This window comes from Terracoccus sp. 273MFTsu3.1, from assembly GCF_000383675.1.
Taxonomy (GTDB): Bacteria; Actinomycetota; Actinomycetes; order Actinomycetales; family Dermatophilaceae; genus Terrabacter.
Window position 1 is genome coordinate 1 of sequence record NZ_KB911836.1, and the last position, 3248, is coordinate 3248.

General features: G+C 56.1%; 1 rRNA gene. It reads right to left on the reverse strand.

Going from position 1 to position 3248, the window contains the following annotated elements:
* Nucleotides 1-58: 58 nt before the first annotated feature.
* Nucleotides 59-3189, reverse strand: a 23S ribosomal RNA gene (locus tag H283_RS0123415).
* Nucleotides 3190-3248 lie beyond the last annotated feature (59 nt).

The following is a 3248-nucleotide window of genomic DNA, read 5'->3' on the forward strand; positions in this document are numbered from 1 at the left end:
GTGGGTGGTGTTCCCGTTTGTATCTCGGGAACTGCACAGTGGACGCGGAGCATCTTTGTAAGTCAAGTTATCGGCTTATTAGTACCGGTCAGCTCCACACATTGCTGTGCTTCCACATCCGGCCTATCAACCCAGTAGTCTGGCTGGGAGCCTCTCGCCCTCGCGGGCCTGGAAACCTCATCTTGAAACGTGCTTCCCGCTTAGATGCTTTCAGCGGTTATCACTTCCGAACGTAGCTAATCAGCGGTGCTCTTGGCAGAACAACTGACACACCAGAGGTTCGTCCATCCCGGTCCTCTCGTACTAGGGACAGCCTTTCTCAAGTTTCCTACGCGCACAGCGGATAGGGACCGAACTGTCTCACGACGTTCTAAACCCAGCTCGCGTACCGCTTTAATGGGCGAACAGCCCAACCCTTGGGACCTACTCCAGCCCCAGGATGCGACGAGCCGACATCGAGGTGCCAAACCATGCCGTCGATATGGACTCTTGGGCAAGATCAGCCTGTTATCCCCGGGGTACCTTTTATCCGTTGAGCGACGGCGCTTCCACAAGCCACCGCCGGATCACTAGTCCCGACTTTCGTCCCTGCTCGACATGTCTGTCTCACAGTCAAGCTCCCTTGTGCACTTACACTCGAAACCTGATTACCAACCAGGCTGAGGGAACCTTTGGGCGCCTCCGTTACCTTTTAGGAGGCAACCGCCCCAGTTAAACTACCCACCAGGCACTGTCCCTGATCCGGATCACGGACCGAGGTTAGATATCCAGAACGACCAGAGTGGTATTTCAACGTTGACTCCACCATCACTGACGTGACGGCTTCACAGTCTCCCACCTATCCTACACAAGCCGTACCGAACACCAATACCAAGCTGTAGTAAAGGTCCCGGGGTCTTTCCGTCCTGCTGCGCGTAACGAGCATCTTTACTCGTAGTGCAATTTCGCCGAGTTCGTGGTTGAGACAGTGGAGAAGTCGTTACGCCATTCGTGCAGGTCGGAACTTACCCGACAAGGAATTTCGCTACCTTAGGATGGTTATAGTTACCACCGCCGTTTACTGGCGCTTAAGTTCTCAGCTTCGCCGTGAGGCTAACCGGTCCCCTTAACGTTCCAGCACCGGGCAGGCGTCAGTCCGTATACATCGTCTTGCGACTTGGCACGGACCTGTGTTTTTAGTAAACAGTCGCTTCTCCCTGGTCTCTGCGGCCGATCACGCTCGGACAGCAAGTGTCGTCACGATCAGGGCCCCCCTTCTCCCGAAGTTACGGGGGTATTTTGCCGAATTCCTTAACCACGATTCACTCGATCGCCTTGGTATTCTCTACCTAACCACCTGAGTCGGTTTGGGGTACGGGCGGCTCGAACCTCGCTAGAAGTTTTTCTCGGCAGCATAGGATCACCCTCTTCCCGCATTCGCGGTCACTATCAGGTCTCAGGCTTATGTGCGACCCGGATTTGCCTGGATCGCGCCCTACACCCTTGGACGTGGACAACCATCGCCACGCGGAGGCTACCTTCCTGCGTCACTCCATCGCTTGACTACTACCAGATCGGGTCGTGCGCTCCACACACCCGATGGACCCGAAGGTCCGGTGGGCGTGCTTCAGGCACTTAGCATCACAAGGTTCGTCATGGGCGGTTCTTCGCCGGTTCCGGAATATCAACCGGATGTCCATCGACTACGCCTGTCGGCCTCGCCTTAGGTCCCGACTTACCCAGGGCAGATTAGCTTGACCCTGGAACCCTTGGTTATTCGGCGGACGGGTTTCTCGCCCGTCATTCGCTACTCATGCCTGCATTCTCACTCGTGTGGCCTCCACGGCTGGTTCACACCGCCGCTTCCCTGGCCACACGACGCTCCCCTACCCATCAACACGCCTGGACACCGAACCCGCAGGTGTCGGTGCCGAGCAGTATGTCAATGCCACAGCTTCGGTGGTGTGCTTGAGCCCCGCTACATTGTCGGCGCGGAATCACTTGACCAGTGAGCTATTACGCACTCTTTAAAGGGTGGCTGCTTCTAAGCCAACCTCCTGGTTGTCACAGCAACTCCACATCCTTTCCCACTTAGCACACGCTTAGGGACCTTAGCTGGTGATCTGGGCTGTTTCCCTCTCGACTACGGAGCTTATCCCCCGCAGTCTCACTGCCACGCTCTCACTTACCGGCATTCGGAGTTTGGCTAACGTCAGTAACCTGGTGAGGCCCATTAGCTATCCAGTAGCTCTACCTCCGGCAAGAAACACGTGACGCTGCACCTAAATGCATTTCGGGGAGAACCAGCTATCACGGAGTTTGATTGGCCTTTCACCCCTACCCACAGCTCATCCCCTCAGTTTTCAACCTAAGTGGGTTCGGTCCTCCACGCAGTCTTACCTGCGCTTCAACCTGGCCATGGGTAGATCACTCCGCTTCGGGTCTAGACCCAGCGACTCAGACGCCCTATTCGGACTCGCTTTCGCTACGGCTTCCCCACACGGGTTAACCTCGCCACTGAGCACTAACTCGCAGGCTCATTCTTCAAAAGGCACGCTGTCACCCCACACGCCCAACGGCGGGAGGCTCCAACGGATTGTAGGCACACGGTTTCAGGATCTATTTCACTCCCCTCCCGGGGTACTTTTCACCTTTCCCTCACGGTACTTGTCCGCTATCGGTCACCAGGGAATATTTAGGCTTAGCAGGTGGTCCTGCCAGATTCACACGGGATTTCTCGGGCCCCGTGCTACTTGGGAAATCCACCGGGAGTCCACACCATTTCGTCTACGGGGGTCGCACCCTCTATGCCGAGCCATTCAATGCTCTTCGACTATGACGCAGATTTCTTACTCCCCGCCGACCTGTCAGAGCCGACTGGTGGGTCCCACGACCCCGAACGTGCAACGCCTGACAGCTATCACACACGCCCGGTTTAGCCTCATCCGCTTTCGCTCGCCACTACTCACGGAATCACATGTTGTTTTCTCTTCCTGTGGGTACTGAGATGTTTCACTTCCCCACGTTCCCTCCACACACCCTATATATTCAGGTGCGGGTGACTGGACTTGCCTCCAGCCGGGTTTCCCCATTCGGAAATCCTCGGATCACAGTCTGGTTATCGACTACCCGAGGCTTATCGCAGATTCCTACGTCCTTCTTCGGTTCCTGGTGCCAAGGCATCCACCGTGTGCCCTTAAAAACTTGACACTACAAAGATGCTCGCGTCCACTGTGAAGTTCTCAAAATACAACCGGCACCCCACACCC